This is a genomic window from Pseudomonas glycinis (assembly GCF_054871425.1).
The window spans coordinates 24,786-48,552 of record NZ_JBTYHF010000013.1; the positions used below are offsets into that span (position 1 = coordinate 24,786).

The 23,767-nt window shown below is 57.2% G+C and carries 26 protein-coding genes and 2 tRNA genes; 12 read left to right on the plus strand and 16 right to left on the minus strand.

The window, feature by feature from the left end; all coding sequences use genetic code 11:
- Positions 1-6: 6 nt before the first annotated feature.
- Both ACYSTU_RS25515 and ACYSTU_RS25520 read right to left on the minus strand, forming a co-directional pair.
- Positions 7-510 carry a lysis system i-spanin subunit Rz gene (locus ACYSTU_RS25515; RefSeq protein ID WP_499002358.1) on the minus strand — a complete coding sequence of 168 codons (504 nt, stop codon included), beginning with the start codon at positions 508-510 and terminating at the stop codon, positions 7-9.
- Complete coding sequence (locus tag ACYSTU_RS25520) at positions 507-1,040, minus strand: glycoside hydrolase family 19 protein (RefSeq protein WP_499002360.1); 534 nt, start codon at positions 1,038-1,040, stop codon at positions 507-509. The genes ACYSTU_RS25515 and ACYSTU_RS25520 overlap by 4 nt, the downstream gene beginning before the upstream one ends.
- A 111-nt stretch (positions 1,041-1,151) precedes the next feature.
- Between ACYSTU_RS25520 and ACYSTU_RS25525 the strand changes: the two genes are divergently transcribed.
- On the plus strand, positions 1,152-2,288 hold the full coding sequence (locus tag ACYSTU_RS25525) for an acyltransferase family protein (RefSeq protein WP_499002363.1): 1,137 nt from the start codon (positions 1,152-1,154) through the stop codon (positions 2,286-2,288).
- Between the two features lie 220 nt (positions 2,289-2,508).
- On the opposite strand, the gene ACYSTU_RS25530 is transcribed toward ACYSTU_RS25525, so the two are convergent.
- The 6 genes from ACYSTU_RS25530 to ACYSTU_RS25555 are packed head-to-tail and all read right to left on the minus strand — an operon-like array spanning position 2,509 to position 6,222.
- The gene (locus ACYSTU_RS25530; RefSeq protein WP_499002366.1) at positions 2,509-3,561 is read right to left on the minus strand and encodes a hypothetical protein; all 1,053 of its coding nucleotides are present in this window, start codon (positions 3,559-3,561) and stop codon (positions 2,509-2,511) included.
- 11 nt (positions 3,562-3,572) lie between these two features.
- A complete protein-coding gene (locus ACYSTU_RS25535; protein ID WP_499002367.1) occupies positions 3,573-4,172 on the minus strand; it encodes a YmfQ family protein in 600 nt (199 codons plus the stop codon).
- Positions 4,163-5,200 (minus strand): baseplate J/gp47 family protein, encoded by a 1,038-nt coding sequence (locus ACYSTU_RS25540; protein ID WP_499002370.1) that lies wholly within the window; start codon positions 5,198-5,200, stop codon positions 4,163-4,165. The genes ACYSTU_RS25535 and ACYSTU_RS25540 overlap by 10 nt, the downstream gene beginning before the upstream one ends.
- Complete coding sequence (locus ACYSTU_RS25545) at positions 5,190-5,588, minus strand: phage GP46 family protein (RefSeq protein WP_499002372.1); 399 nt, start codon at positions 5,586-5,588, stop codon at positions 5,190-5,192. The genes ACYSTU_RS25540 and ACYSTU_RS25545 overlap by 11 nt, the downstream gene beginning before the upstream one ends.
- Positions 5,588-6,094 carry a phage baseplate assembly protein V gene (locus ACYSTU_RS25550; protein WP_499002375.1) on the minus strand — a complete coding sequence of 169 codons (507 nt, stop codon included), beginning with the start codon at positions 6,092-6,094 and terminating at the stop codon, positions 5,588-5,590. The genes ACYSTU_RS25545 and ACYSTU_RS25550 overlap by 1 nt, the downstream gene beginning before the upstream one ends.
- Entirely contained in the window at positions 6,091-6,222 is a 132-nt protein-coding gene (locus ACYSTU_RS25555; RefSeq protein ID WP_499002378.1) for a hypothetical protein, read from the minus strand. The genes ACYSTU_RS25550 and ACYSTU_RS25555 overlap by 4 nt, the downstream gene beginning before the upstream one ends.
- Position 6,223: 1 nt before the next feature.
- Here ACYSTU_RS25555 and ACYSTU_RS25560 point away from each other — a divergent pair, with 1 nt between their 5' ends.
- From ACYSTU_RS25560 to ACYSTU_RS25575, 4 genes are all read left to right on the plus strand, one after another.
- Complete coding sequence (locus tag ACYSTU_RS25560; RefSeq protein ID WP_499002379.1) at positions 6,224-6,505, plus strand: hypothetical protein; 282 nt, start codon at positions 6,224-6,226, stop codon at positions 6,503-6,505.
- Complete coding sequence (locus tag ACYSTU_RS25565) at positions 6,502-7,044, plus strand: phosphohydrolase (protein WP_499002382.1); 543 nt, start codon at positions 6,502-6,504, stop codon at positions 7,042-7,044. The genes ACYSTU_RS25560 and ACYSTU_RS25565 overlap by 4 nt, the downstream gene beginning before the upstream one ends.
- Before the next feature lie 159 nt (positions 7,045-7,203).
- On the plus strand, positions 7,204-7,440 hold the full coding sequence (locus tag ACYSTU_RS25570) for a DUF4224 domain-containing protein (protein WP_499002384.1): 237 nt from the start codon (positions 7,204-7,206) through the stop codon (positions 7,438-7,440).
- Positions 7,441-7,442: 2 nt separating this feature from the next.
- The gene (locus tag ACYSTU_RS25575) at positions 7,443-8,510 is read left to right on the plus strand and encodes a tyrosine-type recombinase/integrase (RefSeq protein WP_499002387.1); all 1,068 of its coding nucleotides are present in this window, start codon (positions 7,443-7,445) and stop codon (positions 8,508-8,510) included.
- A 6-nt stretch (positions 8,511-8,516) separates the two neighbouring features.
- Here ACYSTU_RS25575 and ACYSTU_RS25580 read toward each other — a convergent pair whose 3' ends face one another.
- From ACYSTU_RS25580 to ACYSTU_RS25610, 7 genes are all read right to left on the minus strand, one after another.
- Positions 8,517-9,458 (minus strand): DUF2971 domain-containing protein, encoded by a 942-nt coding sequence (locus tag ACYSTU_RS25580; protein ID WP_499002389.1) that lies wholly within the window; start codon positions 9,456-9,458, stop codon positions 8,517-8,519.
- Positions 9,459-9,742: 284 nt separating this feature from the next.
- A tRNA-Cys gene (locus tag ACYSTU_RS25585) sits at positions 9,743-9,816 on the minus strand.
- Positions 9,817-9,862: 46 nt separating this feature from the next.
- A tRNA-Gly gene (locus tag ACYSTU_RS25590) sits at positions 9,863-9,938 on the minus strand.
- Between the two features lie 60 nt (positions 9,939-9,998).
- Positions 9,999-10,559, minus strand: a complete 561-nt coding sequence (gene pgsA, locus ACYSTU_RS25595) for a CDP-diacylglycerol--glycerol-3-phosphate 3-phosphatidyltransferase (RefSeq protein ID WP_016774513.1) — start codon at positions 10,557-10,559, stop codon at positions 9,999-10,001.
- Between the two features lie 32 nt (positions 10,560-10,591).
- The gene (uvrC, locus tag ACYSTU_RS25600; protein ID WP_024012762.1) at positions 10,592-12,415 is read right to left on the minus strand and encodes an excinuclease ABC subunit UvrC; all 1,824 of its coding nucleotides are present in this window, start codon (positions 12,413-12,415) and stop codon (positions 10,592-10,594) included.
- Between the two features lie 2 nt (positions 12,416-12,417).
- The gene (gacA, locus tag ACYSTU_RS25605; RefSeq protein ID WP_024012761.1) at positions 12,418-13,059 is read right to left on the minus strand and encodes a response regulator transcription factor GacA; all 642 of its coding nucleotides are present in this window, start codon (positions 13,057-13,059) and stop codon (positions 12,418-12,420) included.
- A 127-nt stretch (positions 13,060-13,186) separates the two neighbouring features.
- Complete coding sequence (locus ACYSTU_RS25610) at positions 13,187-13,630, minus strand: GNAT family N-acetyltransferase (protein ID WP_122699220.1); 444 nt, start codon at positions 13,628-13,630, stop codon at positions 13,187-13,189.
- 603 nt (positions 13,631-14,233) lie between these two features.
- On the opposite strand from ACYSTU_RS25610, the gene ACYSTU_RS25615 reads away from it, so the two are divergent.
- Complete coding sequence (locus tag ACYSTU_RS25615; RefSeq protein ID WP_071172273.1) at positions 14,234-15,307, plus strand: 3-deoxy-7-phosphoheptulonate synthase; 1,074 nt, start codon at positions 14,234-14,236, stop codon at positions 15,305-15,307.
- Between the two features lie 17 nt (positions 15,308-15,324).
- Here the strand turns inward: ACYSTU_RS25615 and ACYSTU_RS25620 are convergent, their stop codons facing one another.
- Entirely contained in the window at positions 15,325-16,437 is a 1,113-nt protein-coding gene (locus ACYSTU_RS25620; protein WP_130926595.1) for a hypothetical protein, read from the minus strand.
- A 334-nt stretch (positions 16,438-16,771) separates the two neighbouring features.
- On the opposite strand from ACYSTU_RS25620, the gene ACYSTU_RS25625 reads away from it, so the two are divergent.
- From ACYSTU_RS25625 to ACYSTU_RS25650, 6 genes are all read left to right on the plus strand, one after another.
- Entirely contained in the window at positions 16,772-17,641 is an 870-nt protein-coding gene (locus ACYSTU_RS25625; RefSeq protein ID WP_051600704.1) for an esterase/lipase family protein, read from the plus strand.
- A gap of 95 nt (positions 17,642-17,736) precedes the next feature.
- Complete coding sequence (locus tag ACYSTU_RS25630; protein ID WP_016774509.1) at positions 17,737-18,018, plus strand: peptidylprolyl isomerase; 282 nt, start codon at positions 17,737-17,739, stop codon at positions 18,016-18,018.
- Between the two features lie 131 nt (positions 18,019-18,149).
- Entirely contained in the window at positions 18,150-20,018 is a 1,869-nt protein-coding gene (locus ACYSTU_RS25635; protein ID WP_125926814.1) for an extracellular solute-binding protein, read from the plus strand.
- On the plus strand, positions 20,018-21,079 hold the full coding sequence (locus tag ACYSTU_RS25640; protein ID WP_125926815.1) for a microcin C ABC transporter permease YejB: 1,062 nt from the start codon (positions 20,018-20,020) through the stop codon (positions 21,077-21,079). Before ACYSTU_RS25635 ends, ACYSTU_RS25640 begins: the two co-directional genes overlap by 1 nt.
- Positions 21,079-22,101 carry an ABC transporter permease gene (locus ACYSTU_RS25645; protein ID WP_024012756.1) on the plus strand — a complete coding sequence of 341 codons (1,023 nt, stop codon included), beginning with the start codon at positions 21,079-21,081 and terminating at the stop codon, positions 22,099-22,101. The genes ACYSTU_RS25640 and ACYSTU_RS25645 overlap by 1 nt, the downstream gene beginning before the upstream one ends.
- A gap of 9 nt (positions 22,102-22,110) precedes the next feature.
- A complete protein-coding gene (locus ACYSTU_RS25650) occupies positions 22,111-23,685 on the plus strand; it encodes an ABC transporter ATP-binding protein (protein ID WP_073474724.1) in 1,575 nt (524 codons plus the stop codon).
- The last annotated feature ends 82 nt before the right edge of the window (positions 23,686-23,767 follow it).

The following is a 23,767-nucleotide window of genomic DNA, read 5'->3' on the forward strand; positions in this document are numbered from 1 at the left end:
CTAGATTCACCGAGCGAACAATCGAACATAGTCTTGGCACGCCTGCAATGCGATCAGTCCCCGGTCACCGGTGTCGGTGATGGCGATAATTCGTTGAGCATGCGCAGGGTCAAGTCGGGCTCGTACGGTTGCATGATCCACGCCGCCGGCGCCGGTGGCTTTTGGCACGTCACAGCCACTGGCTGAATCCGCGTCGATGAGGACTGACAACCGCAGATCAGCAGTGGCAAGGCGATCGCGCAGGCGATCTTGGTCACGTTGGGCATCACTCAATTTCCTGTAATGGGTTTGCTCACTGGCCGCCAGCTTCTGCTCGAGTACCAAGCGCTTGTCCTGCTCGGCCTTCTGCGCCTCAGCGCCGGCCTTGGCAAGCTGATTGAGCGTCTCGCCGTTGAGCTTGGCCTGCTCGGCCAACTGGCGGCCGTAGCGCCAGTCCTGAAACTGCCAGGCGCTGCCGAAGCCGGCGAGCGCCAGCAACAGCAAGCCGATCAACCGCCACGGCACGGTCACGCCAGCACCTCGCGCGCCTTCTTCCAGATTTCCAGACGATCCTGCAAGCCGTTCAACCCGCCGTTGATGCGGCGGGTGATGGCGTTGAAGTCATCCCGATCGGCCAAATCGTTCAAGCCCTTCTGCTTCCAGAACCACGCTGCTGACATAGCGGCATGCTGCGGCAGCTCAAGCAATTCAGGGTGATTGATCAAGTCGAGACCCAGCGCCTCGCCGCACTTGGCGTAGTTCGCCCGGCCGGTGATCTGGACCAGTCCTCGTCCGCAATACTTGCGCCCGTCGCCCGGCACGGTATTGCCCAGGTCTTCGCGTCCCTCGTAACAGCGCTGAGCGGCAGTCGGCCCCCAGATCTCACGGACGTAGCGCAGCTGGCCAGATTCATGGCCGATCTGAGCGATGAACGCGGCAACGCGCTTTGGGCCGACGATCTGGTAGTGCTGCATGGCAGTGTTCAGGGCGGAAATAAAAACGCCCGCTTGGGTGCGGGCGTTCGGTAGAATCAGCAGCAAATTTTGCGTAGTGATAGACATAGTTTCTCCACTGGTGATAGACCGCAACTCACTACAAATGGCCCGTACCCAGTGGCCACTCAGAGTTGGCTACGTATAATCAACGCCGATATATATTTAAAAAGGAACAACATGGAAACGAGGAATTTGGAGTGGCTTCAATGCCTGCGTGGCGTCGCAGCTCTATTGGTGGTCTTCACGCATGCCCGATACTTTCTACTGGGAACGCCGAGTGAAGGGCCAGCTGAAGCCGTTTTCTTTCCAGGTGCGATGGGAGTGGATCTTTTTTTCTTAATCAGTGGCTTCATCATGGCCTACACGACAAGGGATGCTGATGGAACGTTGAAGTACACTATCAAGTTTTTAATCAAGCGCGGATCGAGAATACTTCCAGTCTATCTAGTAGTAGCAATTACAGGCCTATTGCTAGTTAAAAATGGAGAGTATTTTAGCGCCCCGATACACCTTAAAGAAATACTTCTTAGCTTTATTTTCATACCAATCAATTCTAATAATCCGCCTTTTTTTGACATGCCTTGGAGCGTAGGCTGGACGCTCAATTTCGAGATGTATTTCTATTTAGTATTTGGGCTCTGCCTTATGGCTGGCAAGCATCGCTGGGCTGTGGCGATGCTTTGGCTAGTAGCATCTCTTATTATTTTACCACTTATCACTAAGGGCTATGTTTCAACGAGTGCAATGAACAATTATGGCTTCGAGTCGCGATACTTAAATCTGATAACTAATCCAATGCTCTGGACATTCCCAGCCGGAGTTATCGCGGGCCTCGCATTCAGCTCAAAGTTGAGACTACCGCGTGGCCATGTCGATTATTCAATCACGCTAATAGCCGTGGTATTCGCAATATGGTGCGCCTACTCGGGCCTTTACAAATTTCATGGAATGGACCAGTGGGGCGGACCACTTGCTATTGCTTTCATCCTGCTTTCAATATCCCGCTCCGTTGAGGCTATCAAAGCCCCTCCAGTCCTATTATGGCTAGGCAAGATATCCTTCTCGCTTTACCTTTGCCACCCGATAGCGCAGCAGGTCTTGTCCAAATTGATAACGGCTATGGGACGACCAGACTTAACACATACATGGTCGCATATATTTTTGACTACATCAGTTGCGTTGCTTCTTGCTACCATTTCCCACCACTATCTTGAAAACCGGCTCTCGGGCCATATCAGGACCCAACTATTATGTTGGGCAGATGGACATACAGAAAAGAACGGAGTCGGCAAAAAGCAATTCAACAATCCGTAGGTGCGTACGAATTAGTCGGCCATTACTCATCCACTTTCAGAATGAGCAGCGACTCTTTTCCGTAGTCGCTTTGCCGCTCGTAGTAGTCTTGAAATCTATCGTCATCCCAGCTGACAACCCCCTGAAAGGGGTAGTCTGTTGGATCTTGCGCCCCCGAAAAAACACTGACTATTCTTTTGTTAGCTTCGCTTTCAAATTCCACAAACATATCAACCCCCAGTCAGAAATCGTATCCTGTTACAGAAATAATCACTACAGATGAACCTGCAGAATTCGAAGCTGCCCACCTAACTTGCTGTGGGGTTCTAATTCTCGAGCCTGAGAAGGTAACCGTTTGTTGACCATTTGCAGCAACGGATACATTGCAAATTTTTTGCCCCGCACTCAGTTCAGAGCTGAAAAGACTCAATGACATGGCAGAGGCCGCTGTAGAAGAGACAGTCATATTCCCATCGATCGACCTTGCGTTTTTTGGAAGGCCTGCCACGGTGACGGAAAATGGACCACCGATCGCTGTCGAGTTAACTGCGGTCACCGCGCTGCCTAAATCCACGTGCCGGTCTTCTTGTTGACATGGTGCGAACAACCCCGCACCGGTGGTTGGCAGCACGCTTACCAAACCCGAAGCGACATATCCCTGGGGCAGATTCCCTAAATATATCTCAGACTGCACGGTATTCGTCGCATTAGTTGCTATAAGCGCGGCAGAGCCTGTCGATGGGTTATGGATTGCATATAAAGCAATGAATCCATTTATTGGGGCTGGAATTATATCCATCCCTCCCGCCCCAACCTGCCCCAGGTTTACGGTTTTGTTAAACGAGGAAAGCAACATAGACGCGCCGCCTAGCGCATTTTTAACAACGATTTCATCCGCAGTAACAATAGCCGTTACGGAAGCAGAAGTAATTACACAACGTAGATTTCTCGCAGTACCTACAACAGGCGCATTTGCGGGTAATCGTTTCGCAATTGATTGAATAACACGCAGCGCCGTCATGACTTTGCTGTTATCAAATCCCGCTTCTGCTTCTGCTTGAGATGCCAGCGGCCTGGTGTCGTTTATAATCAGCGAGATCGCTGCACCCAACTGGGTATTCAATTCTTCGTCGGGAACCAGGCCAGCTCTTGTGATGACATTGAGAATTTCATCAGATACTGCGTTGCCCCATTGCGCCGGAATCAGCGAGCCAGGCGTACCTGCCACAGGGTTTTCGTCAACAAACTTACCACCCACCAAACCAACGCTGGGCACGCTTTTCGGATAATCCACTTTTCTACCTCTCAGTCATAATTGATGCGCACAACGGTGTGCGCTGGAGCAGGACGCCTGATGGTGCATTCGAGCGGATTACCAGGGTTGGCTCCGAAACGCTCGCCCCAATAGCTGACGCCGAAGCGCCGGCCTTGCCGCTGGCGGCCGCCGGTGTTGAGTGTCCACATGAACTGCGCTTGCCAGGTTCCGAAGTGGGCCAAGCCGAACCGAGAGCGGCCCATGCGTGGTGCCCGGTGCTCAGTGATAGTTGCGTCCGGGTAACCTTGGCTCACAGCGATCTCAATGAAATACGTCCTGCTCTGCCCCCCGACTTCGACGAGTCTCCGACGAACCGCCAAGCGGCGATCCTCAAAAGCTGGATTCGGGCCAAGGCAAGGATCCGGCAGATCCATCACCGCCTCCCAGTCAGGCACCAGCTCACTAACCCCGGAAGGATCCATCTCGTTGAGAAGATCGACGGCACGGGCGTCGAGCCGAGAAAACTCCAGCGCGACACCGGCAAGCACCAGGTCTATCTCTGGAACGAGTTCCGGATCCCAAGCGGGGCCATGCGGCAATAAACATCGCAGCTGTCGGCGGTACTGGTCCGCAGTTCGCGCTACAGCCATGTGATGCCTCCGAACGTAAGCAGCTCGTTGGCCGCCGCAGGCACATCTGCGGATGGCACGGTCATTGAGTGATCTGTTTCACCGGCAGCACCGCTGATGGCCTCACGGATGTGGCTGATCAGTAGCTTTTCGCCCAGACCTGCCTCGCGCTCGTGCAGGTCTTTCAGGTTTGCGGTGATCGCCGCGCGCACGGCGGTTGTGTCAGGTACGGGATGGATGCTGTAGAGCACCGGTTTTAGCGTTGGGGCAAGAACGTAGAGCTCGGCGGTCACAGGGCGCAACGGCTCGATGTATTCCTTGATTTCCTGCAGCTGTGCAGGGTTAGGCACTGGCACCGGATCGTTGTCCCGCATCACAAAGAGCCCGACGGTGCCTGGCCCGAGATAGTTGCCGCGGCACCAAGCCCGGGTTACGCCCGGGAACTCCAGAGCCCAGGTCTCGTAATCGTCCGCAGATCCGCCATGCGGGATAACCCGGTAGGAGCGGATCACCCGCGCGCGAAGCGATTCGATGCTTTCCTTTTCGATGCCGCCCGAAAGCCCTGGAGCAACAACGGTGAAAGCATTCGTCACGCCGGAAACGGGCTGCACGAGAGTCAACTGAAGACCTGCGTCAGCGTTGCCGAGTGCACCTCCCGTAACCGCCGCAATCGTGGTCGTGTTGATTCCTGCAATCGTGGTGACGCCGGCGGTGACGCGATACATACGGCCATCACCCGCTTGCAGCACCACATCGACGTCGAGCACGGCGCCGGCGGCCGCGCTGAAACTGACGCTGCCTTCCGCAGGCTGTGCAGCATTGCGTGGTCGATTGAGGCGCAGCGCAGCGATACGCTCGAGGGTTTCCTCGTCTGCTGTGTCGGGCAGGATCTGTTCGGCAATCCAGTCGAGATAACCGTACAGGCCATAAGCGGCGCCGCCGAGGGTTCGCGCCAGCACCTGCGCATCGGATCGGCGCAGGGAATCGCTGGCCAGATCGCTTTGCGTGCGACTGATGAGCACCGGCAGTGAAGGTGTTTCAAACGGCATAGATCACCTGCCAGGAAGAGATGGGTTTTATTTCGATGCGGACGCCGCCTGGCACCGTGAGGATGACCGTCAGGTTTAGCCGGCTGATGTCAGCCTTCTGGCTGGTGATCTCGATCGCGATCGCGTGGCCGTCGTCCAGAAGCCAGCGCAGGGCTTCGTTCGCATAGAACTCCGCGTCGCGCTGAGTTGCGTCTGTCAGCTTCACTCGTCGCAACAGCCACAGTCGCGAGCCGATGCGGTCGTCAGCGATATCCGGGTAGCTGTCGCCCCACCAGCCGAAGAGTTCTTCATCGTCTACGGGGTCATCGGTCAGCGCTCGGCGCCACGTAAACAGACTGATCAGCACCGCGCGGGTCAGGGTTGCCTCACGATCATCGGAAAAGATCATCAGGCCCCCACCGCGGGTGGCCCGCTGTTGCCGTTGCCCGCCTGGACATCGGTGTGGATGTGCTCAATCTGGCTAACGCCGCCGGCTACCTGATCACCGGTAGAGATGATCTGCCCGGTCTGGTTGATGACCGGCGTGTCAAAGTTCACCGCGGTGGTCGCCTTGATGTTCAGCGTGGCGGTTTCGATATCGATGATCCGGCCGCGCTTGAAGTGGATCTTGTCGCCCTCGTCCGTGTAAATGGCCACCTCGCCCGGCTCCAATTCCTTGATCCGGTACCGACGGTCTGAGGCAACCACGACAACGGCGTGGGAACGATCGCCATTGAGGAACATTGTCAGCACCTCGGAGCCCGGCAACGGATTGCTGGTCAGCCCGTAGGGCTCAAAGTGCTCAACGTTGTCCTTCAGTTCGCCGGCTGTCAGCCTCACCTGCAGCGTCTGCATCATCTTCCCGGCCGCCGCGAGCACAACCGTGCCGCGCGCCATCATGCTTTTCAGGCTCATTTTTTCGGCTCGTAGTCTGCGGGGATGAGGTATTCGAAGTTGTCGGCCTTGCCGCCCTTCTTCAATTTGCGGTCTTTGTGCGGGTCGTGGGGCTCAGGTTCGAAGCCGTCCGGTGGGCCGACTTCCAACTTGGTGATCTGCCCGCCGTCGGTGAGTGTGTACCGCGTCTTTCATGTCGTCGAAACGGCAAGCAACCTCAACGCCCAGCCACTGGATACCCAACTCATTGAATGGCTGGACAAGCGCGGCACGTTCAACGCAGAACCCGAACTGAGCTCGATCAGTTTCCCGCACGAAGCCGACACCGAGGGTTACCCGCACTTGCGTGATGCCTTGCGTCAAGCACTGGAACTTGACCTCAACCGCCAAGCCGTTGAAATGGGTTTGTGGCCAGCAGGGGACGCAGCATGAACTGGATACTCACCCACAGCGGTCGCCAGTTCGATTTGGTCCACCCAACCGCTGCCATGATCTCACCGCACGATATCGCTCACTCGCTGGCCAACCTGTGTCGCTTCAACGGGCACACCCGTATGCACTACAGCGTTGCCCAGCACAGCCTTCTGGTCGCAAGCCTGGTGCCGGAAGAACACCAACTGGTTGCCCTGCTGCACGACGCGACCGAAGCCTACATTGGCGACATGACCCGGCCATTGAAGGCACTGATGCCGGGATTCCGAATCGCTGAAGAAATCATCTGGCACGCAGTATGCGATCGATTCAATCTCGACCCTCGCCTGCCTGAATGCGTAGTGCACGCCGACCTGATCGCGCTGGCCACCGAACACCGCGACCTGATGCCCAACCACTCCGGTGAGTGGGACTGCCTGCGCGGCGTGCCTCCCATGCTGGAAACCATCACCCCGTTAACCGCACCCGAGGCAGGCATTCAGTACTTCAGTCGCCTGATGGAGTTGATGCAAGCCCAACATCGGAGGGCTTGCGCATGACCGCCCTACGTCGACCGGTCCGAATTCGACACGGACAAATGCCGCCGCTGGATTTGGTCACCATCTGCGACAAATGCCAAAAGTCTCGAGCACATGGCAACCACGATAAATGCAGCAAACAACGCCAGAGCGAAGGCATCGCGAGACGGGAGGCAGATCATGGAAATTCAAAGTGAAACTCTCACAGACGAAGAGCTGGCCACGATCACTGGCTACAAAATTCCGTCATTTCAACGCCAGTGGCTTATGACCAACCACTGGGAGTTCGTCTTGACCGGCGCCCAGCGCCCAGTGGTGGGCCGGATATATGCCCGGCTAAAGCTCGCCGGGGTCAAGCCAACGGTAAACAGCTCTGTCGCTGAGACCTGGACCCTTGACTTGGCGCGCGTGGGCTGACCATGAGACAGAAGAAAACAGCCAATCGGGATCTGCCACCACGGATGATCCGGCGCACTCGGAAGAGAAAAGGCGGTACCACCTGGACGGGTTACTACTACAACGGCAGGGACGCCGACGGTAACCGCGTCGAGATCCCGCTTGGCGGCGACCTGGACGAAGCCAAGATTGAATGGGCGCGGCTCGACCGCAAGGCGACACCTAAACCGACCCACCTAATGGGCCGGATTTTCGACGATTACGAAAAGAAAGTGATTCCAACTCTGAAGCCTGGTACGCAGAGCGACTACCTTAAAGGCCTTAAGCAGCTTCGAAACGCATTTGAATCAGCCCCGATCGACGCAATCACGCCACAGGTGATTGCGCAGTATCGGGATGCGCGCACAGCCAAGGTGCGCGCCAATCGTGAGATAGCGCTGCTCTCAACCATGTTTACTTTCGCCCGCGAGTGGGGACTGACCGACAAGGCTAACCCCTGCTCCGGTTTACGCCGGAACAAGGAGACACCTAGGGATTTCTACGCCGGCGATATTATTTGGAACGCGGTGTACGAACAGGCCGGGCAGGATCTCAAAGACGCGATGGACTTGGCATATCTCACCGGACAGCGCCCAGCTGACGTGCTGAAGGCATCGACCACCGATCTCAATCATGGCTTTCTGATGGTTGGACAAGGCAAGACGGAAAAGCGACTAAGAATACGCCTCTACGACGGAGACAACGAGACAGACCTTTGCGTCTTCATCAACGGCCTACTTGATCGGCGCGCGCAAGCTGGCACCAAGTCATCAATTCTGATCACCAACCAGGCCGGACTGCGTATGAGCTACAACATGCTGCGTAATCGATGGGACGAGGCTCGTGATAACGCTGCGACGAAGGCAGCCGCCAGCGGTGACAGTGAGCTTGCCACATCAATTCGGAAGTTTCAGTTCAGGGACATCCGCCCTAAGGCGGCGAGTGACATTGAAAATATCGACCACGCCAGCCGATTATTGGGGCATTCCACTCAAGACATGACCAAAAAGGTTTACCGTCGTGTCGGCGAGCAAGTCTCTCCCACAAGATGATGCGCCTTAGCGTTGCGGCCGCATCGATAATTTTGATGCCAATATTTCAACATGCGGATATTGTTTCTGATCGAGCAGAAGCCGAAGGGAGAATTCGGTAAGTTGAGGATCTTGCCCTGCCCCATACATAATTTGCGAAATCGGTAATCTATCAACGTGGATACCAGCCATCGGACTAGGATCCAAATTAACATATGGAGTTATCCCATAAGGGCCGACACGAAACTCTACGTGATCTCGCGCCGCAACAATGTGGCATAGGCGCCATTCACCCTCCATCTCAAAAGCAGGATCCTTGAAATAAACGACGAAATGCGACACTAGACTACTTACGAACGAACACCCTTGAGCGATCAAATTGTTAACCTCGGGATCTGAACATCCTTGGGACATATTTGCGAGGGCTTCCATTGCAGGATCAAGAATATCCTCGATAATTTTGGTTTGGACGCCAATGTCATAAATGACTTTTCTCAGAACAAAAGCCTGAGATGTATTTTGTCTGTTACCGGGGCGCTGTCCAATCAGCTTGCTTATCATGCCTATCGCGAATCCGCCTCCAGACTTTGCGTAATCTCGCCACTGATTCAACCGGTCACTATGTTCACAAAAACAAGTGATGTAACAATCTATCATTCCATCGAATGAGTTAGCTGTTCGCAATAATCTATTAAGACACTCCTTAACAACCAAATTTTCCTCGCGCGAGATACGTTCCTTAAGTACGTTCTCTAGAATTGAAACTCCATGTATCAACTCTTTAGTATCGTTCAGAAATCTATAATTAGTCGCCCAAAGGCGAGAAGTTTTCATTATACCGAGAAGCCCTCCCGCGTCGGTATAATGAAACAAATACTCTGGGCGATCCGCTGCTGCGCTATTGAGAGTGTCATAGGCTGCCTTTGCCACATCTGCTAGCGCAACAGCTAAGTATTTATCACTTGTCATGCTTAACTCCACAGATATCAGCCACTTATCTAACCACACGAATTTTGATATCGCGCATCATTACCACTCAAATGACCGATGGCGCAACAATCTTCGAACAGATTCTGGCCAGGCTACCGGACGTTGAGGTGAGGGGCACCAGTACTCACTATCAAAAATACGCGCCAAAAATTTCATAGGATGCGCAGAGGTTGCGGAACACCTATCAAAAATTGCGGAACACCCAACTTTTTCGCAGGCAACAAAAAACCCCGTAGATCATTGATCTACGGGGTTTTTGATAGTGGAGGCCGAGGTCGGAATCGAACCGGCGTAGGTGGATTTGCAATCCACTGCATAACCATTTTGCTACTCGGCCTCAAAGTATTCGCTGTCAGTAGCACAACAACAAACACTGTACAAATTGGAGCGGGAAACGAGACTCGAACTCGCGACCCCGACCTTGGCAAGGTCGTGCTCTACCAACTGAGCTATTCCCGCTTGGTGTGGCGCATTCTATAGAATTAAGATGCCCCGTCAACCCCTTGATTCAAAAAACTTTTATTTCTTTTCGACGTCGGTCTTCAGGTGCGGCCAGGCAGCGCGAAGGTATTGAACCATCGACCACAGGGTAAGCCCTGCCGATACGATCAGCAGCGTATAACCGAGCACGACCCAGAAGCTGAATGCCTTTGGATGAGCCAGCAGAATCACCAGCGCGAGCATCTGCGCAGCGGTTTTCCATTTGCCCAGATTGGAAACGGCCACCTGCGCTCGTGCGCCGAGTTCGGCCATCCATTCGCGCAGGGCCGAAATCACGATCTCGCGACCGATGATGACCGCCGCTGGCAGCGTCAGCCAAAGATTGCCGTGTTCCTGCACCAGCAGGACCAGGGCAACAGCGACCATCAGCTTGTCGGCGACCGGATCGAGGAAGGCACCGAACGGTGTGCTTTGCTCCAATCGGCGCGCCAGATAACCATCGAGCCAGTCGGTTGCAGCCGCGAAGGCGAACACCGAAGCGGAGGCCATGTAACTCCACTCGTAGGGCAGGTAGAACAGCAAAATAAAGATCGGGATGAGCAGGACGCGTAGAACGGTAATCAGATTAGGGATATTCATCGGCACAACTGGCTACGAGGTGAAGGGGCATTCTACTCACTATGCAGGTTCGCATAAATCGACTCAGCGAGCTTTTTACTGATCCCCGGGGCTTTGGCGATCTCTTCGATGCTTGCACGAGACAGCTCCTGCAATCCACCAAAATGTTTCAACAGGTCACGGCGGCGGGTCGGCCCTACCCCTGCCACGCCTTCCAGCGTTGAGGTTCGGCGGGTCTTGCCGCGACGAGCGCGATGCCCCGTAATTGCGAAGCGGTGCGCCTCATCGCGGATCTGCTGAATCAGGTGCAAGGCGGGTGAATCGCCGCGCAAGGTGAACTCGTGGGCTGCATCATTCAGATACAACGTTTCGAAACCGGCCTTGCGCGTGGCGCCTTTGGCGACGCCCAACAGGATCAGATCCGGCACGGCCAATTCGTTGAGCACATCACGGGCCATCGACAATTGACCCTTGCCACCGTCGACCAGCAGGATGTCCGGCAACTTGCCTTCGCCGTCCTTGAGTTTGCTGAACCGGCGGGTCAGCGCCTGGTGCATGGCCGCATAATCGTCGCCGGCGGTGACGCCTTCGATGTTGTAGCGGCGATAATCCGACTTGATCGCGCCTTCCGGCCCGAACACCACGCAAGAGGCCACCGTGGCTTCGCCGCTGGAATGACTGATGTCGTAGCATTCCAGGCGTTGCGGCGGTTCATCCAGATTCAGCACTTCGGCCAGCGCGTCGAATCGCGCGGCGGTGTGCTGACGGTTGGCCAGACGCGCGCCCAACGCTTGCTCAGCGTTGGTCACGGCCAGTTGCTGCCAGCGCGCACGGGTACCGCGCACCCGATGACTGATGGCCAACTCACGGCCGCGCAATGTGTGAATCCCTTCGATCAACGCCGGGAAGTCTTCGTGAACCACGTTGACGATCAGTTCGCTCGGCAGATCGCGTTCGGGGCTACTGATGTAGTACTGACCGAGGAATGCTGCCATGACCTCGGAAACGTCTTCCTCGATGCCGACCTGCGGGAAGAAATTCTTGCTGCCGAGCACGCGCCCGCCGCGCACGCTGATCAGGTGGACACAGGCGCCGCCTGGGTTGACGAATGCGGCAATAACGTCGATATCGCCGGTTCCGCCTTCCATGCTTTGCTGGTCCTGCACCCGACGCAGCAAGGCAATCTGGTCGCGCAATTCGGCCGCGCGTTCGAATTCGAGATTGATCGCTGCCTCTTCCATCGCGGTGGACAGCTCATTAGTCAGCGCGTGGCTGCGACCTTCGAGGAACATCACCGAGTGGCGCACGTCTTCGGCGTAGACGTCAGGCTCGACCAAACCCACGCATGGTGCCTTGCAGCGTTTGATCTGGTATTGCAGGCACGGACGGGTGCGGTTCTTGTAATAGCTGTCTTCGCACTGACGGACGAAAAAGGTCTTTTGCAGAATGCTCAGGCTTTCACGTATGGCGCCGGCACTCGGATAGGGGCCGAAATACTTGCCCTTGGCCTTTTTTGCGCCGCGATGGATGCTCAGGCGCGGAAACTGTCCGTCGGAGAGAAACACGTACGGATAGGATTTATCGTCGCGCAGCAGGATGTTGTACGGCGGGCGCCACTCCTTGATCAGCGTCTGTTCCAGCAGCAGCGCTTCGGTTTCGTTGGCGGTGATGGTCGTCTCGACCTGAGCGATACGCCCGACCAGTGCAGCCGTTTTCGGCGCCAGCCCGGTCTTGCGAAAGTAGCTCGCCAGACGTTTCTTCAGGTTTTTCGCCTTGCCGACATACAGCAGGCGCGCCTCGCTGTCGAACATGCGATAGACGCCCGGGCGACCGCTGACGGTCGACAGGAAAGCACTGGAATCAAATGTCTCGGTCATGGTCAGGCGCTGGCATCCACCATGCCGTGACGCACCGCGAGCAGTGTCAGCTCGACGTCGCTGCTGATCGAAAGCTTCTCGAAAATGCGGTAGCGGTAGGTGTTCACGGTTTTCGGCGACAGGCACAACTTGTCGGAAATGATCTGGACTTTCTGGCAGCCGACAATCATCAAGGCAATCTGGATTTCCCGCTCCGACAAGGCATCGAACGGCGAATCATTGGTTGGCTGGAATGATTTGATCGCCAACTGCTGAGCAATCTGCGGACTGATGTAACGCTGCCCGGCGAAAACCAGCCGAATGGCCTGAACCATTTCCGGCAGACCCGCCCCCTTGGTCAGGTAACCGGCGGCGCCGGCCTGCAGCAAACGCGTCGGGAAAGGGTCTTCCTCGCACACCGTAACGGCAACCACCTTGATGTCCGGGTGGCTGCGCAGCAGTTTTCGTGTGGCTTCGAGGCCGCCGATGCCGGGCATCTTGACGTCCATGAGCACTACGTCAGGCTTCAATTCACGGGCTTTGATCAGGGACTCTTCACCTGACTCGGCCTGACCCACCACCTGCAGGCCATCGATATCGGCCAGCATCCGTGTAATGCCTGTACGAACGAGATCATGGTCGTCGACCACTAGCACCCTAATCAAGCAGACACCTCGCGATATGGTCTTATTGGGATGCCGGACACCTTAGCAAAAAGTGCCAGACAGACCTAGCGGAAAGCCGCATTTAAAAAGTTTCAATTCGTCATTCAGGGCTTGCCGGCTGTGGGTTTCAGAGCACAGCTGTACTCAAATCGAGCTGCATTCTGAGGAAACACTCATCCCTGCCCACGATGTGCAGTCCTTTAGATGCATACAGTTTTTGCGCCGGGTTATTGTCAAACACTGTCAGCCGCAGTGCCGGTCGCCTTGCCTGCCGAGCCATCTCGACCACCTGATCAATGGCCCAGGACCCGGCGCCCTGCCCTTGCCACGGATGATCAATCTGCAATTCGCGTATGTACAGCGCTCGGGCATCCTGGCTCAGACTGACAAAGCCGATCAGCAGTTCATCCTGAAGGATCATCCAGTTCTCACGATGCTGCCAGCCTGCGTCGAATGCCTCGTCCTGCCACAACAGATCGTGGTCAATGTAATAACGCAGCATGTTGCGACAGGTCAGGTCCCGCGCAAAAGCAAGATCATCATGGGTGGCATGCCGAATTCGATAACTCATTCAGCTCTCTCCAATCGTAAAAATGTACTTTAACCAGATCGTTTGCCAGTGATAGCCGTTTCGCTCGGCACGCAATAGCATTTTCTGATTGCTGAGGCGTATCAGCGTCGAGTAAGCTCGGCGCATCCCTCGGAGACAGACCATGTTCAACGCCCCTTCACAGTCTTGCATCGCCAGCGCCTCGCGCTCGATTGCGGCTGCGTGGGTGAACGACGCCTGCGCTCCAGACAACTTTTATTTTGGGTATTGGTTTAGCCACTGGCGCGCCTGATACCCAAACGGCGCCCATGATAACGGGTCGCCTACCAGAGATTTCTCAACCCCCGGTCGGCCTCCCGACCGGGGGTTTTGTTTTTTCAGGCCCATCACTTTCAGCGACACACCACACTTCGAGGATTCCCCCATGAACTACGCCACTTATTACCGTTACGACAGCTTTAGCGCCTGGCGATTTACCAGCCTCCGCTCGGGACAGCCTGCCGCCTCCGATCGGTCACCTACCGGTGGCAAACACACACGCCTAGCCCGTACGGCCATTTGTCGAACACCCCAGTAGGGCCGAGTGCGCGGGAAAAACCCGCCATCCGCCCAGGAAGACCGAACATGAACTCTTCAGTTTCCGCTTTGCCGCTGTCCACTCTCGACTCTGCCAACGAAGCGCTGACCCTGCGTCTGCCCAGTTCATTGCAGCTCAAACAGCAATTACCGCTCAGCCACTCCTTGCATCAGCAGGTCAATGCCCATCGCCAGGCGGTGCGCGCCATCCTCGACGGTGAAGACCCGCGCCTGCTGGTCATCGTTGGCCCCTGCTCTATCCATGATCCGCAGTCGGCAATCGAATACGCCAGCAAACTCGCTCGCCTGGCCGAAGATGTCAGCGGTGAAATGCTGCTGGTCATGCGTGCCTACGTCGAAAAGCCGCGAACGACGATCGGCTGGAAAGGTCTGGCCTACGATCCGCATCTGGACGGCACTGACGATATGGCTGCCGGTCTGACGCTGTCGCGCGAACTGATGCTGGAAATGATCCGGCTCGGACTACCGGTCGCTACCGAACTCCTGCAACCCATGGCCGCCAACTACTTTGATGACCTGCTGAGCTGGGTGGCCATTGGTGCCCGCACCACCGAATCGCAAATCCACCGCGAAATGGCCAGCGGCCTGAACATGCCGGTGGGCTTCAAGAACGGCACCGACGGCGGCGCCGCCGTTGCTGTCGACGCCATGCGCTCGGCAGCCCATCCGCATCGGCACTTCGGCGTCGACAGCCAAGGGCATCCGGCGATCGTGCAGACAGCCGGCAACGCTGACACCCACATCGTGCTGCGCGGTGGCCATCAAGGGCCGAACTACGATGCAACCAGCGTGGCCAACATCAGCGCCGAGCTCAGCCGACTGAAGATCCCCAGCCGGATCATGGTCGATTGCAGCCATGCCAACAGCGGCAAGGATCCACTGCGCCAGCCAGCAGTCTTCAATGACGTCCTTGAACAACGCCTGCGGGGAAACCACTCGCTGATCGGCATGATGCTGGAATCTCACCTGTTCGAAGGCTGCCAGCCGCTGAGCAGCTCTCTGCGCTACGGCGTATCGATCACCGACGGCTGCCTCGGCTTCGATGCAACTGAGCGATTGCTGACCGATGCCGCACGACGCGTCGCGCAAGCCGAACGTTGATCGAACCGCCCTCCCGCTCATTCAAAGCGCGGAGGGCCGGCATTCACTGGCAAAGCCTCCACGCTGATTTGCCTAACGGGGGATTGCTGACTGACATCGTCCAGACGCTCCACGGTGTAGGCGATCTGCACCGTTGTGCCGTGATGTTCACGCCAGAACCGGTGAGGGACAATGAAACACACCGCTTGACCAGCCGTCTCCCGCGTAATTTCAAGATCATCCCGGTGACTGAAGAACTCACCGTCACACTTGAGATAGACCAACTCATCCTCTTGCACCTGCGCCCCTTCGATGAGAACGGAAACGCCGTCGACCGAATCCTTCAGTGACAACACGTTTTCAACTGCCTCGACGACATCCGGCGCAGGCAATTGCGCACGCACTGCAGGCCCTAGGAAAACCGTGGCAGGCTCGGACGCTCGAACCGTTCCACAGCGTTGTTCGACACGGTAGGCGACGACCACTTCACCACCTCGGTGAGCTTCGATGTAGCTCCCCGGCACCCAGAACGACAGGCATTGCGCGACGGAGTAGGCCTCCACGTTCAATGAGTCGGTAAAGATCTCGGGCGAGGTATCGCCGTGCCAGGACAACATCACCCGATCGCCCGCCGACATCCTCGCGTAAGGCTGCAGAGTCACCAGGGTGCCCTCGGCCACTCGCGATGGCTCCAGCGCTCCGTTTACCGAGCCTTCGATCTGTGGCGCCAACAATTGCGTGCGCATATCGCCCACAGACAGTTGCAGGCGTGCAGATTCCACTGCCTTGGGCGCGGACGCACTTTGCAGTGTCCAGTAAACCTCCAGCGAGCCTCCATCCAGCGCAGCCACATGCATGGCCTTGATGACGAAGATTACGTCCCTGCCGACCTGAGCCTGGCTGATGAATCGAACACTCTCGTATTGATAGGTGAAGCCTTCGATATCCAGCCCCTCCCAATACAGCATCAACTGATCGCCGCAGCTCATGTTGGCATAAGGAGAAATGCGAACGATGGCTTTGACCACTGAAGGATCCAACACGCTCCCACTGAGCCCGTCAATCATCGGCGCGACAAGAGTTTCGATGGACACTTCGGCAACCATCGGCTGACGCATCCGCCAGCAAAACTCGACTTCATGGCTATTCATTTTCGTTTCCACTCCCTGGAAAACGTGCCGCCCCGAATGGCGACACTGACATCTACATTGAGGACTTCTTCGAATGTTCTTGATGTCAGCCGAATACACCGCAACGACGGCGCAAGCGCTACTCGCAAGGTAGGCAACCGGGGCGTTCGCGCTGTTATGCCGACAAACGACCCACTGAACTTCCGATTCGGATTTCACAGCTCTCCGAAATTTCGTACGCCTCGTAGTCCATTTTCAAACACAACGCGAAGCCTCTTCGTACTTCCTCAGCGACAGGGGTGTTTTAGAGTGGCTCGGTGATTTCCCGATGAACTTCTACGAAAAAGGTAAGAACATGCAACGGAATGCTACAACTCGTTATCCCATCCTGTTGGTCCACGGTCTGTTCGGGTTCGAGCGTATCGGTCATTTCGAGCTGTTCCATGACGTCAAATCCGCGCTGAAAGCGGCTGGCTGTCGATTGTTTGTTCCACACCTTTCGGCCACCCATGACAATGAAATGCGGGGTGAGCAATTGCTGTCACAGATGGCCTGCGTGCTGCGAGGCACAGGCGCGAAGAAAGTCAACCTTATAGGACACAGTCAAGGTGCACTCGCTGCACGCTATGCGGCAGCGCTTGCACCAAACGTCGTCGCTTCAGTCACCTCCGTCAGTGGTCCGAACCATGGTTCGGAGCTCGCCGACTTCCTGCGCAAGGCACTGGTCCCGGGCAAGCTGCCGGAGGTCGTTGCACAAAACGTGGCGACGCAATTTGCCGATTTGTTGTCGCTGCTCAGTGGCAGCGTGGCACTGCCACAGAATGCAGTGGCCGCACTCAACGCACTGACCACCGTCGGCGTCGGTCAATTCAATGACAAATTCCCACAAGGCCTGCCACACACCTGGGGCGGTCACGGCCCGGAGCAAGTCAACGGCGTGCGTTACTACTCGTGGAGCGGGGTTGTTGCGCAATCCAGGCTGCCGGCGCTGGATCCGGTTCAAGCAACCTGCCGCGTCCTGTCGCAGTATTTCACCACCGAACCCCAGCAGAATGACGGCTTCGTCGGACGCTTCAGTAGCCATCTCGGCCAAGTGATCCGCTCTGATTATCCAATGGATCACCTGGCTAGTTTGCGGCGCAGCCCGGAAGTAACCGCGTCTTCGCCGGACCCTATCGAGCTGTACGTCGAGCATGCCCGGCGCCTGCGTGCGGCGGATCTTTGAGTAGAGTCAGGGAATCAGAATGGAACTTTGCCGAGAATTCACCGACTGATTCCGGTACGCTCCACCTTTTATTGAAACAGTTCGGAGAATTCCCCATGGCCAAAGCCACTGCCCGCCACATCCTGGTTTCCAGCGAAGACAAGTGCAACGAACTCAAGGCTCAGATCGAAGCCGGCGCCGATTTTGCTGAAGTCGCCAAAGCCAACTCCAGCTGCCCATCCAGCCGTCAGGGCGGTGACCTGGGTTCGTTCGGTCCTGGCCAGATGGTCAAGGAATTCGACACCGTGGTGTTCAGCGCGCCGATCAACGTCGTGCAAGGCCCGGTGAAGACCCAGTTCGGTTACCACCTGCTGGAAGTCACCAGCCGTCAGGACTGATTCGTCGTCCTGTTGCTGACAACGGCCCACCCTTTGGTGGGCCGTTGTGTTTCGGTTACATATACGGCTGGCGAGTGGCGCGCCGCTCGCGTACAACTTGCGCTTATCGATTTTGCGTTCCAAGGCTGACGATGCGACTGGTTTTCCCCACACTGATGCTCACCGCCCTCGCCCTGCTCACGGGTGCCGCCGGTGCGACCGCTGCCCCGCAACACGCACTGACCGTTTACGGCGAACCGGCCAAATACCCCGCCGGCTTCGGCCATTTCGACTACACCAATCCGCAGGCGCCGAAGGGTGGGACGATGCGGCGCTCGGCAATCGAAATCGGCCACTTCGATCATCTGCTGCCCTATATAGACAAAGGCATCGGCGTGACGCAGATCGACGGCCTGCTGTATTCGCCACTGGCCCAGCGCTCGCTGGATGAGCCCTACACGGTGTACGGTCTGGTGGCGGAGAAAATGGAACGCTCGGACGACGGTCTGTCGCTGCGTTTCTTCATCAATCCGAAGGCGCGTTTTGCCGATGGCAAACCGATCACCGCCGAGGACGTTCGCTACACCTACAACCTGCTGATGACCCAGGGCAGCCTGCGTTATCGCACCCAGTTTGCCGACGTCAAAGGCGTCGAGATCGAGGCGCCGCTGACCGTGCGCTTCGACTTCAAAAGTAACGAAAACCGCACCCTGCCCCTGGATATCGCGACCCTGCCGGTGTTCCCCGAACACTGGTGGAAGAGTCGCGATTTCGCCGGCGGCGGTGGTTATGAGCCGCCGCTGGGCAGCGGGCCGTACCGTGTTGGCAAGGTCGACTCCGGGCGCAGCATCACTTTCGAACGCAATGGCGACTGGTGGGGCAAGGACCTGCCGGTCAGTCGTGGCCTGTACAACTTCGACCATTTCAGTATCGAGTATTTCGGCGACACCGATGTCGCCCGTCAGGTGCTGCGTGGCGGTGCCTATGACTACAACCGCGAGTTTTCCGCGACCGGCTATTCGATCGGCTACGACAGTCCCGCCCTCAGCGATGGCCGTTTACAGAAGGCCCACCTCGCCACTGAAGCGCCGCAATCGGCCCAGGGTTTCGTGTTCAATCTGCAAAAGCCGATGTTCCAGGACCGCCGGGTACGCCAGGCACTGGCGATGCTCTGGGACTTCGAATGGAGCAACCGGCAGATGATGCGCAACGTCTATATCCGCCAGCAGAGCTACTTTTCCAATACCGATCTCGCCGCCCGGCAGTTGCCCGACGCTCAAGAGCTGAAGATTCTCGAACCGCTGCGCGGTCAGGTGCCTGAGGAAGTGTTCAGCAAAGTCTTCGAGGCGCCGAAGACCGACGGCAGCGGCATCATCCGTGACAAGCAGTTGCAAGCCCTGCAACTGCTTGAGCAGGCCGGCTGGAAACCGGATGGCGATCAACTGGTCAACGGCGCCGGCGAGCCGCTGAGCTTCACTTTTCTGGTCAGCCAGAACGGCATGGACCGCCTGCTGTTGCCCTACAAGCGCACGCTGAAGCAGATCGGCATCGAGCTGAATATCCGTCGTATCGACGCCTCGCAATACGTCAATCGCCTGATGAGTCGCGACTACGACATGATCGTCACCGGCTACCCCGTTACCACTTCTCCGGGCGGTGAGTTGCTCAACTATTTCGGCTCGGCAGCGGCCAACGATCCCGGCGCGAACAATTACATGGTGTTGAAAAACCCGGCGGTCGACACCTTGATCAACGGCCTGATCCGCGCCTCTACTCAGTCGGACATGCTGCATTACGCCCATGCGCTGGACCGGGTGCTGCAATGGAATTACTACTGGATTCCCAACTATTACCCGCCGGGCACCTCGACCGTGTGGTGGAACCGCTTCGGCATTCCCACGGTGCAGGCGAGCAATGACGAAGCCATCGAGAGCTGGTGGGAAATCAGCCGCACGCCACTGACCAATCAGCAGATGACCGCCGAGAAAATCAGTCGCGGCAGACCCGGAGGGCCGCACTGATGTGGGGTTACATACTGCGGCGCCTGCTGCTGATCATTCCGACGCTCGTGATCATCCTGCTGGTCAATTTCGTCATCATCCAAGCCGCGCCCGGCGGACCAGTGGAACAAGCCATCGCCCATCTGCAAGGCATTGGCGGCGCCAGTGTCGGCGGCGGAGCCGGCGAGACATCGAGCAACGCTTCGCGCGCCAGCCGTGGCCTCGATCCGCAATTGATCAAGGACATTGAAAAACAGTACGGCTTCGACAAACCGGCCCACGAGCGCCTGTGGCTGATGCTGAAGAATTACGCGCAATTGGACTTCGGCAAGAGCTTCTTCCGTGGTGCAACAGTCACCGACCTGATTCTGGAAAAGATGCCGGTGACCATTTCGCTCGGATTGTGGGCGACGCTGATCACCTATCTGGTGTCGATCCCGCTGGGCATCCGCAAGGCTGTGCACCACGGCAGCCATTTCGACATCTGGAGCAGCACGGCGATCATCATCGGTTACGCCATGCCGGCGTTTCTGTTCGCGATGTTCCTGATCGTGGTATTCGCCGGCGGTACTTCGTTGAACTGGTTTCCGGTGCGCGGACTGGTTTCGGACAACTTCGAATCGCTATCGACCCTGGGCAAGATCGCCGATTACTTATGGCATCTGGTGCTGCCGGTCACCGCGCTGGTGATCGGTGGATTCGCGACCTTGACGATCCTTACAAAAAACTCGTTCCTCAATGAAATCACCCGACAGTATGTAGTAACGGCTCGCGCCAAAGGCTTGAGCGAACGCCGCGTGCTGTACGGACACGTGTTTCGCAACGCCATGCTGTTGGTGGTCTCGGGGATACCTCAGGCGTTCATCAGTGTGTTTTTCGCCGGCTCACTGCTGATCGAAGTGATCTTCTCCCTCGATGGCCTTGGGCGCATGAGTTACGAAGCAGCGGTATCGCGGGACTATCCAGTGGTGTTCGGTTCGCTGTTCATCTTCACCCTGTTCGGCCTGCTGATAAAACTGATCGGCGACCTCTGCTACACCCTGGTCGACCCGCGTATCGACTTTGCCGCGAGGAATGCCTGATGTTCAAGCTCTCGCCTTTGGGTCGTCGCCGTTTCGAACGCTTCAAGAAAAACCGTCGTGGCTGGTGGTCGCTGTGGCTGTTCATCGGCCTGTTCCTGCTGACGCTGGGTGGCGAATTGATCGCCAACGACAAACCGTTGATGGTCAGTTATCAGGGCCAATGGTACTTCCCGGTGTTCAAGCGCCATACCGAACAGGAATTCGGCGGGCAACTGCCGTTCCAGGCCGATTACCGCAGCGAGTACGTGCAGAATCTGATACGCAAGGACGGTGGCTGGTTGCTGTTCCCGCCGATTCCGTTCAGCGACGACACGCCCAACTATGACCTGAACAAACCGGCGCCGAGTCCGCCGACTTCGGTCAATTGGCTGGGCACCGACGATCAGGCGCGCGATGTGCTGGCGCGGGTCATCTTTGGTGCTCGGGTATCGATTCTGTTTGCCCTGATGCTGACTTTCGTCAGCGCGCTGATCGGCATCGCCGCCGGCGCATTGCAGGGGTATTACGGTGGCTGGGTCGACCTGCTCGGACAGCGCGTGCTGGAAGTCTGGTCGGGGCTGCCAGTGTTGTATCTACTGATCATCCTTTCCGGGTTCGTCGAGCCGAATTTCTGGTGGCTGCTGGGGATCATGGCGCTGTTTTCCTGGTTGGCGCTGGTGGACGTGGTGCGCGCCGAGTTCCTGCGCGGGCGCAATCTGGAATACGTCAAAGCCGCACGCGCCCTGGGCCTGACTGACCGCAAGGTGATCTTCCGGCACATTCTGCCCAACGCAATGAACGCGACGCTCAGCTACCTGCCGTTCATTCTGACCGGCGCCATTTCAACGCTGACCGCGCTGGATTTCCTCGGCTTCGGCATGCCGGCCGGCAGTGCCTCGCTGGGCGAACTGATCGGTCAGGGCAAGCAGAACCTGCAAGCGCCGTGGCTCGGGTTGACCGCGTTCTTTACCCTGGCGTTGATCCTTTCGTTATTGGTATTCATCGGCGAAGCGTTGCGCGACGCTTTTGACCCTCGATCCTGAAGCGTGACCATGACAGAAAACCTGATTGAAATCCGCAACCTCAATGTCGCCTTCCATGGCCAGACCGTGGTGCGTGACCTGTGCCTGGATATCCGCCCCGGTGAGTGCCTGGCACTGGTGGGCGAATCGGGCTCGGGGAAATCGGTGACCGCGCATTCGATCCTGCAACTGTTACCTGAGAGCGAGGCGCAAACCCGTGGCAGCATCCGCTATCGCGGGCAAGAATTGCTCGGTGCTGATCCGAAGGTCTTGCGAGAACTGCGCGGCAATCGCATCGCCATGATCTTTCAGGAGCCGATGACTTCGCTCAATCCGTTGCACACCATCGAAAAACAGATTGGCGAAACCCTGTTGCTGCACCGCGGCCTCGGCGGCAAGCAAGCCCAGCAGCGCATTCTCGAATTGCTCGGACTGGTCGGTATTCAGAAGCCCAAGGAGCGTTTGAAAGCCTATCCGCATCAGCTCTCTGGCGGGCAACGGCAACGGGTGATGATCGCCATGGCCCTGGCCTGCGAACCGGAGTTGTTGATTGCCGACGAGCCGACCACGGCGCTGGATGTCACCGTGCAGCGCAAGATTCTCTTGCTGCTCAAGTCCCTGCAACAGCGGCTCGGCATGTCGCTGCTGCTGATCAGTCACGATCTCAATCTGGTTCGCAGCATCGCGCAGCGGGTGTGCGTGATGAAGGCTGGCGAGATCGTCGAGCAGGCGCCCTGTGAAACCCTGTTTACCGAACCCAAACACCCTTACAGCTGCGTGCTGTTGAACGCAGAGCCGGAAGGTGAAGCCCTGCCCCGTGACGAACGCGAAAATGTGCTGGAGGTCGCTGATCTGCGCGTCGATTTCCAGGTCGGCGGCGGGCTGTTCAGGCGCAAGCAGTATCTGCGCGCTGTCGATGGCATCAGTCTGAATATTCAGCGCGGCAAGACCTTGGGCATAGTTGGCGAATCCGGTTCAGGCAAGTCGACGCTGGGTCAGGCGATCCTGCGCTTGCTGGATTCCGAGGGCAGCATTCGCTTTCAGGGCGAAGCGCTGGATGGCCTCAATCAAAAGCAATTGCGGCCGTGGCGGCGGCAGATGCAGGTGGTTTTTCAGGATCCGTTTGGCAGCCTCAGCCCGCGCATGTCGGTGGCACAGATCATCAGCGAAGGTCTGGAAGTGCATTGCGAGTCGACCGCTAATGAATGTGATGAGCAAGTGATTCGCGTGCTCAAGGAAGTCGGCCTCGACCCGGAAAGCCGCCATCGCTACCCGCATGAATTTTCCGGCGGCCAACGCCAGCGCATCGCCATCGCCCGGGCCTTGGTGCTGAAACCGGCGCTGATCCTGCTCGATGAACCGACCTCCGCGCTCGACCGCACTGTGCAGAAACAAGTGGTCGCCCTGCTCCGTGATTTGCAGGAAAAATACGGTTTGACCTACCTGTTTATCAGCCATGATCTGGCGGTGGTGCGCGCGTTGGCACACGACATGATCGTGATCAAGGACGGCCAGGTGGTCGAGCGTGGGGCCAGTCACGACGTGTTTGACAACCCGCAGCATCCCTACACCAAAGAGCTGTTGGCGGCGGCGCATCCGGGGTAGGTTTTTTTCTGTAAATCCGCGGCGCGGCATTCGCGAGCAGGCTCGCTCCCATATTGGAATGCAGTCCCCTGTGGGAGCGAGC

Bases quoted from the DNA above. Each gene is read 5' to 3' on its own strand.
- ACYSTU_RS25620 (WP_130926595.1), bottom strand. From the start codon at position 16,437: ATGAATAGCCATGAAGTCGAGTTTTGCTGGCGGATGCGTCAGCCGATG.
- ACYSTU_RS25640 (WP_125926815.1), top strand. From the start codon at position 20,018: ATGTGGGGTTACATACTGCGGCGCCTGCTGCTGATCATTCCGACGCTC.
- ACYSTU_RS25650 (WP_073474724.1), top strand. From the start codon at position 22,111: ATGACAGAAAACCTGATTGAAATCCGCAACCTCAATGTCGCCTTCCAT.
- ACYSTU_RS25645 (WP_024012756.1), top strand. From the start codon at position 21,079: ATGTTCAAGCTCTCGCCTTTGGGTCGTCGCCGTTTCGAACGCTTCAAG.
- ACYSTU_RS25575 (WP_499002387.1), top strand. From the start codon at position 7,443: ATGAGACAGAAGAAAACAGCCAATCGGGATCTGCCACCACGGATGATC.
- uvrC (WP_024012762.1), bottom strand. From the start codon at position 12,415: ATGACCGAGACATTTGATTCCAGTGCTTTCCTGTCGACCGTCAGCGGT.
- ACYSTU_RS25525 (WP_499002363.1), top strand. From the start codon at position 1,152: ATGGAAACGAGGAATTTGGAGTGGCTTCAATGCCTGCGTGGCGTCGCA.
- ACYSTU_RS25610 (WP_122699220.1), bottom strand. From the start codon at position 13,630: ATGAGTTATCGAATTCGGCATGCCACCCATGATGATCTTGCTTTTGCG.
- ACYSTU_RS25625 (WP_051600704.1), top strand. From the start codon at position 16,772: ATGCAACGGAATGCTACAACTCGTTATCCCATCCTGTTGGTCCACGGT.
- ACYSTU_RS25615 (WP_071172273.1), top strand. From the start codon at position 14,234: ATGAACTCTTCAGTTTCCGCTTTGCCGCTGTCCACTCTCGACTCTGCC.
- ACYSTU_RS25540 (WP_499002370.1), bottom strand. From the start codon at position 5,200: ATGCCGTTTGAAACACCTTCACTGCCGGTGCTCATCAGTCGCACGCAA.
- ACYSTU_RS25520 (WP_499002360.1), bottom strand. From the start codon at position 1,040: ATGTCTATCACTACGCAAAATTTGCTGCTGATTCTACCGAACGCCCGC.
- ACYSTU_RS25580 (WP_499002389.1), bottom strand. From the start codon at position 9,458: ATGACAAGTGATAAATACTTAGCTGTTGCGCTAGCAGATGTGGCAAAG.
- ACYSTU_RS25535 (WP_499002367.1), bottom strand. From the start codon at position 4,172: ATGGCTGTAGCGCGAACTGCGGACCAGTACCGCCGACAGCTGCGATGT.
- pgsA (WP_016774513.1), bottom strand. From the start codon at position 10,559: ATGAATATCCCTAATCTGATTACCGTTCTACGCGTCCTGCTCATCCCG.
- ACYSTU_RS25565 (WP_499002382.1), top strand. From the start codon at position 6,502: ATGAACTGGATACTCACCCACAGCGGTCGCCAGTTCGATTTGGTCCAC.
- ACYSTU_RS25545 (WP_499002372.1), bottom strand. From the start codon at position 5,588: ATGATCTTTTCCGATGATCGTGAGGCAACCCTGACCCGCGCGGTGCTG.
- ACYSTU_RS25635 (WP_125926814.1), top strand. From the start codon at position 18,150: ATGCGACTGGTTTTCCCCACACTGATGCTCACCGCCCTCGCCCTGCTC.
- ACYSTU_RS25550 (WP_499002375.1), bottom strand. From the start codon at position 6,094: ATGAGCCTGAAAAGCATGATGGCGCGCGGCACGGTTGTGCTCGCGGCG.
- ACYSTU_RS25570 (WP_499002384.1), top strand. From the start codon at position 7,204: ATGGAAATTCAAAGTGAAACTCTCACAGACGAAGAGCTGGCCACGATC.
- ACYSTU_RS25630 (WP_016774509.1), top strand. From the start codon at position 17,737: ATGGCCAAAGCCACTGCCCGCCACATCCTGGTTTCCAGCGAAGACAAG.